This window comes from Roseateles sp. (genome assembly GCF_036486225.1).
In the GTDB taxonomy this organism is placed as follows: domain Bacteria; phylum Pseudomonadota; class Gammaproteobacteria; order Burkholderiales; family Burkholderiaceae_C; genus Roseateles.
This window is the reverse complement of the sequence record NZ_DASVNZ010000076.1, coordinates 1-5,947: the sequence shown is the minus strand read 5'-3', so window position 1 is coordinate 5,947 and position 5,947 is coordinate 1. Positions and strand designations below refer to the sequence as shown.

The window sequence follows — 5,947 nt, the reverse complement described above, 5'->3', positions numbered from 1 at the left end:
AGGCCGGCCAGGTCTTCGGCATTGGCGGTGAACGCGACGATCAGTCGCGACGGATCTGTGGCCACCGCCCCCAGCGGGTTCCCGGCTTCGATCGCGGCCATCTCGGCCGCTGTCTTCACGATCACCGGCACCTCGACGGCCAGGCCGTCGATCAGCACCTGGCGGATGCGCGCCGGCAGCTTCGGCGAAGGCACGGCATCGAACACCGCGTTGCCGCTGTTGAGCAACGTGCGCACGTTCGTGCAGCCCAGCCCTTCGAGCAGCACACGCCACTCGGCCATCGGCACGCGCTTGTTGCCGCCGACGTTGACGCCGCGCAGCAGCGCGACGTGGCTCTGTCTTCTAGCGGCCATGGCGGGCTTTGGGGCTGGTGACGAGGCCTTGCGCCGCGGCCCAGGCCGCGACATCGTCGCGCCGGATCGCGGCCGCCATCAGCCCCGGGAAGGCGTCGGGCGTGCAGGCAAACGAGGGCACGCCCAGCGCCGCCAGCTTGGCCGCGAGCGCGCGGTCGTAGGCCGGCGCGCCCTCGTCGCTCAGCGCGAGCAAGGCCACGCACTGCACGCCGCTCTCGACCAGCGCGGCCGCGCGGCGCAGCAGTTGCGGCTCGACGCCGCCCTCGTACAGATCGGAGATCAGCACGAAGATCGTGTTGCGCGGCTCGCGGATCAGCGACTGGCAATAGGCCACCGCGCCGTTGATGTCGGTCCCGCCGCCGAGCTGGACGCCGAACAGCAGATCGACCGGATCGTCGAGCTGCTCGGTCATGTCGACCACCACCGTGTCGAAGACGACCAGCTTGGTGCTCACCGCCGGCAGCGACGCGAGCACCGCGCCGAAGATGCTCGAGTACACGACCGAGTTCGCCATCGACCCGCTCTGGTCGATGCACAGCACCACCTCGCGCTGCGGACGCCGCGCCTTGCGGCCGTAGCCGTGCAGCGTCTCCGGGATCACGGTGCGGAGTTCCGGCTGCCAGTGGCGCAGGTTGGCGCGGATGGTCCGGTGCCAGTCGATCTCCGACAGGCGCGGCCGGCGGTTGCGCTGGCTGCGATCGAGCGCGCCGGTCACCGCCGCGCGCATCGGTTCCTCGAGCCGCTTCATCAGCTCGTCCACGACCTGCCGCACGACGCGGCGCGCCGTGTCCTTCGTCCCCGCCGGGATCACCCGCGACAGGGCCATCAGGTTCGCGACCAGGTGCACGTCCGGCTGCACGCCTTGCAGCATCTCGGGCTGCAGCAGCATGTCGCGCAGATGCAGGCGCTCCAGCGCGTCCTTCTGCATCACCTGCACGACGGAACTCGGGAAGTACTTGCGGATGTCGCCGAGCCAGCGCGCCACGCGCGGCGCCGAGTTGCCGCGGCCGCCACGGCGGTCATCGCCGAGTCCGCCGCCGTCGCCGTACAGCGCGCTCAAGGCCTGGTCCATCTCCATCGCGTCGCCTTGCAGGCCGCCACAGCTGTCCTCGGCTTCGCCGCCGAGCACCAGGCGCCAGCGGCGCAGACGATCCGCATCGGACGTGGTCACGGATGCGGATGCGGATGCGGATGCGGATGCGGATGCGGGGTCGGTCACGGTGGCCGCCGGGGCCGTCAGGTCGTCAGGCGTGCTCATGCCTCCACTCCCAGTATCAGTCGCAGCAGCGGCAAAGGAAGCGCGGCGCGCGCATCGTCCCATTCAGCCGCAGCCATCACGGTGCCCGCCCCGCCGCCCTTGCGCGCCGCGCGCTGACCGAGGTCGCGTCGCTCGCCCGCGTCGAAGTGCGCGAAGGTGCGTCGCACCAGCGGCAGCACGCGGATGAAATGTTCGTCGTCGAGCCCGCCCAACCAGGCATCGACCAGCGGCCAGACGCCGTCGTGATGCAGCAGCACGACGGCATTGCGATTCAGGAATCCGTCGAGCCACGCCGCCGCCTTGGCCGGCTCCGCCGCGCGCGACAGCTGCAGCGACATCGCGGTGCCCGCCTCGTCCGCCGTGATCAGGCCGTCGTCCAGCAGCAGCCGCGTGCACAGGCCGCGCAGCAGCGCGTGCGCGCCTTCGCGTGCGGCCAGTTGCGAGATGGCGGCGCGCCATTGCGACGAGGGCTCGGACTGACGGCCCGGATCGCGCAGCCGTACCGCCGCCTGCGCGCCGAGCAGCCGATCACGGACCTTTTCCGACGCGGCCTCGTCCAGCGAATCGCCCATCAGCGGCAGGCTGATCGCCGCGCGCGTCACGAGGCCGTCGAAGACGTGTCCCACCATCGCCGCGTCGGTCTGCCTCACATTGCCGTAGCGGAAGACGTTGGCCAGCGGCGGCAACGCGCCCAGCAGTTGGTCGGCGTCGCCGGTGACCGCCGCATGGTCCTGCAGCGCGCGAGACGCGATCGTCACCGCCTCCGGCAGGTCGGCGAGCAGCACGCGGTCGACGAGTTCCGCCAACGCGGCCAGATTCGCCGACTTGCCGCAGCGCTCGGCGACCGCGGTCGTTGCGGCCTGCGCGACGGACTGGCCCCAGCGACTCGCCTCGATCACGCGCAGCGCGAACTCCGGCTGCCATTGCAGCGTCCAGATCTCGTGGAAAGTACCGCGCGAGGACTTGCCCGTGCGCGCGATGTCGCCCCAGGGCAGATCGATCAGACGCAGCCGGTGCAGCAGATGACTGCGGGCGAGGTCGTTGGGTTGGCGCAGGTCGAGGTCCAACGTCTTCTGCGTCGCCTCGGGCTTCATCCGCAGCGACTTCTGCAGCTGCTCCAGGTTGCGCTGCAGCGGCACCGTGGGCACGTCGGCCGGCACGCCGCCCAGGCGATCGCCGATGACCAGCTCATCGCGGATGAAGCCGAGCACCGCCTCGTCGCCCAGCGTCATGACGGTGCGCGTGGCCTCGTGCAGTTCATCCAGGCCCGGCGCGGGCCGCTGTCGCAACGCGGCGAGCGTGTCGGCGAGGCGGGCGGCCTCGATCAGGTGCGCGGAGGAGCAGTCCAGGTCGCGCTCGCGCATCAGCCGCGCGACGCGCGCCAGCCAGCCGATCGCGCGGGGACGGCGTTCGCCGTCATTGCCATCCTGGCCGCCCTGCCCGCTCAGCCACAGGTGTTCGTACCAGCCCGGCGAGTGGATGCCGGCGCCGTAGCCGCTTTCGCGCGCCAGGTGCCGGTAGGTCCATGGCACCCAGGTGCTCGTGACCTTGAGCTTGGGCACGCCCTTGAGCAGCGTCTGGTCGGCCTTGGCGGTGACGTCGGCCCGCAGGCCGCCCAGGTGCCAAGCGCCGCAGACCACCGCGATGCGCTCGAAGCCCTCCTTGCGCGCCGCGCGGATGCACTGGCGCATGTGGGCCTCGCGCAGGACCTCGCGGTGGGCGCGCGGCGTCTGAGGATCGAGCGTCTCGTCGTCGCCGGACTCGGCGCGCAAGGTCGTCATCGCCTCCGAGATCGCGGCGAACAGGTCCTCGCCGTCGCCGCGTTCCTCGACCATGTGGTTCCACCAGGTCTCGCCGTCGGCGTAGCCGGCCGCGCGGGCGAGCCAGTCCAGTGGATCGCCGCGGCGCGCCGAGCGCTCGGCAGGTTCCTCCGTGGAATCAGGCTCCGTCGATCCCGGTGTCGATTCCGGCGTCGGTTCTGCGGTCGGCTGCGCGGCCTCTTCTTCCCTCGCCTTCTCCAACGCAAGCGAGATACCGACCGGAAGATCGATGAAGCGGACCGGCACACCCGCGAGCCCGGCCCAACGCAAGGCCTGCCACTCCGGCGAGAAGCTCGCGAACGGGTGGTAGACCGCGCGGTCGGACTCCTCCACACCGTGCGTCAGCAGCGCCACCGGCGGCGTCATCGCAGGATCGAGCACGGCGGCGACGAGGCCGTCCGCCTCGGGCGGACCCTCGATCAGCACGCAGTCGGGCTTCAGCGCCTCGAACGCCGCGAGCAGGCTGCGCGCGCAGCCCGGGCCGTGGTGCCGCACGCCGAAGTAATGGACCGGATCGCTCATGGCCGCTTGGGAATGGTCAGGGGCTGGGGACGCGGGGATCGCGAGCGTCAGGATGACGACCGGCGGCTCAGGACTGCTCGCGGCAGGCGCGATACAGGTCCTTCCAGTCGGTGCGTTCCTTGACGACCGTCTCCAGGTATTCGTTCCAGACGACCTGGTCCTGCACCGGATCCTTGACGATCGCGCCGAGCAGGCCTGAGGCCACGTCGCGCGGACGCAGCACGCCGTCGCCGAAGTGTCCGGCCAGCGCCATGCCGCTGTTGATCACGGAGATCGCCTCCGCCGTCGACAGCGTGCCGCTGGGCGACTTCAGCTGCGTCTTGCCGTCTTCGGTGCGGCCGTTGCGCAGCTCGCGGAAGATCTGCACGATGCGCCGCACTTCCTTGAGCGCCGGCGGCTCGGCGGGCAGCTGCAGCGCGACGCCCAGCTCGGCCACGCGCTTGACGACGATGGACACCTCGGCGTCCTCGCTGGCCGGCACCGGCAGCACCACCGTGTTGAAGCGGCGCTTGAGCGCGGCGGACAGTTCGTTGACGCCCTTGTCGCGGTTGTTGGCCGTGGCGATCACGCTGAAGCCGCGCGTGGCCTGCACTTCGGAGCCGAGCTCGGGCACCGGCAGCGTCTTCTCCGACAGCACGGTGATCAGGCAGTCCTGCACGTCGGCAGGGATGCGCGTCAGTTCCTCGATGCGCGCGATCTTGCCGTCGCGCATCGCCTTCATCATCGGGCTGGGCACCAGCGCCGCCTCGCTGGGCCCGTTGGCCAGCAGCTGCGCGTAGTTCCAGCCGTAGCGCAGCTGTTCCTCGCCGGTGCCGGCGGTGCCCTGGACCAGCAGCGTCGAATCGCCGCTGACCGCCGCCGACAGGTGTTCCGACACCCACGATTTCGCGGTGCCCGGCACGCCGTACAGCAGCAGCGCGCGGTCGGTGGCCAGCGTGGCGACGGCGATCTCCATCAGCCGCTCGTCGCCGATGTACTTGGCGCTGACCTCGAAGCCGTTCTCCAGCGTCCCGCCCATCAGGTAACGCAGCACGGCCCACGGCGACATCGCCCAGTTCTCCGGACGCGGGCGCGTGTCCTGGCGCTTCAGCTCGGCGAGTTCCTCGGCGAACTGGTGCTCGGCATGGCGGCGCAGCAGCTGCGAGGCGGCGGAGGTCTCGGTGGAAGTCGTCATGAGGTCCTCGGGATCGGATCGGATGAAAGGGCGAGCAGGACGCGGCGCAGCGCGGCCGTCTGCGCGACGGCCTGCAACTGCTCCGCATGGGCGGCGGTCTCGTCGGCGGCGCGGACGTCGGCCAGCGACGCATACGCGGGCAGGCTGTCGGCGTGCACGACCGCGCCGAAGTCGGCCAGCATCGCGCGCACGGCGTAGTCGTCCTTCAGCGTGCCGGCGCGGGCGCGCGTCAGCAGTTGCGCGGTCAGCGCCTGCGAGAGGTCGGCGCCGAGCGTCTCGCCGCCGCTCGCGGCCGCGATCAGCGCCGACAACGGCAACGAGCCCTGCTTCAGGTGCCGCAGCCAGTGGCGCTCGCGACGGGCCTGCGGCAGCCAGCTGAGCGCCTGCGCGGTCTGATGCATCTGCAGCGGGACGTTCAGTTGCGCCGGATGGGCGGCGGACGCCTGCAGCGCGTCGAGGAAGGCCTCGCACCACTCGACCTCTCGCGTCGCGGCGAGCACATCGAACCAGCCCCGCATCAGCGCCTCGGCCCAATCGGTCTTGCCGGCCCAGGCGAGCAGCTCGGCGGGCGTCATCGAGGTCGTCGCGGTCCACCAGTCCAACGGCACCTGGCGCACCAGTTGATAGAGCCACCAGGCACGCTCGCCGAGTTTCTCGGCGGACGGGCGCGCGGCGACGATCTGGTCGGACGCCCAGTCGGGGGTCGCGGCCTCCGGGGTGTCGATGACCCAGTGCTGCCGCAACAGCGCGGGCTCCCGACGGAGGAGCGGCGACAGCCGCGCGATGGCGCGGCGCGGATGCGCGGCGTCCGGCAGACGCA

Annotated in this window: 5 protein-coding genes; all 5 read right to left on the bottom strand. The window is 71.3% G+C overall.

The annotated features are described in order from the left end of the window. A partial coding sequence (locus VF536_RS05615) for a DUF1697 domain-containing protein (protein WP_331613824.1) occupies positions 1 to 353 on the bottom strand: 353 nt, incomplete at its 3' end. Then, positions 343 to 1,611 (bottom strand): VWA domain-containing protein, encoded by a 1,269-nt coding sequence (locus tag VF536_RS05610; RefSeq protein WP_414710288.1) that lies wholly within the window; start codon positions 1,609 to 1,611, stop codon positions 343 to 345. The genes VF536_RS05615 and VF536_RS05610, both read right to left, overlap by 11 nt. Further along, the gene (locus VF536_RS05605; protein WP_331613822.1) at positions 1,608 to 3,953 is read right to left on the bottom strand and encodes a DUF5682 family protein; all 2,346 of its coding nucleotides are present in this window, start codon (positions 3,951 to 3,953) and stop codon (positions 1,608 to 1,610) included. Before VF536_RS05605 ends, VF536_RS05610 begins: the two co-directional genes overlap by 4 nt. 67 nt (positions 3,954 to 4,020) lie before the next feature. Further along, positions 4,021 to 5,127, bottom strand: a complete 1,107-nt coding sequence (locus VF536_RS05600) for an AAA family ATPase (RefSeq protein ID WP_331613821.1) — start codon at positions 5,125 to 5,127, stop codon at positions 4,021 to 4,023. Continuing rightward, a partial coding sequence (locus VF536_RS05595; RefSeq protein WP_331613820.1) for a DUF5691 domain-containing protein occupies positions 5,124 to 5,947 on the bottom strand: 824 nt, incomplete at its 5' end. The genes VF536_RS05600 and VF536_RS05595, both read right to left, overlap by 4 nt.

Bases quoted from the DNA above. Each gene is read 5' to 3' on its own strand.
- VF536_RS05610 (WP_414710288.1), bottom strand. From the start codon at position 1,611: ATGAGCACGCCTGACGACCTGACGGCCCCGGCGGCCACCGTGACCGAC.
- VF536_RS05605 (WP_331613822.1), bottom strand. From the start codon at position 3,953: ATGAGCGATCCGGTCCATTACTTCGGCGTGCGGCACCACGGCCCGGGC.
- VF536_RS05600 (WP_331613821.1), bottom strand. From the start codon at position 5,127: ATGACGACTTCCACCGAGACCTCCGCCGCCTCGCAGCTGCTGCGCCGC.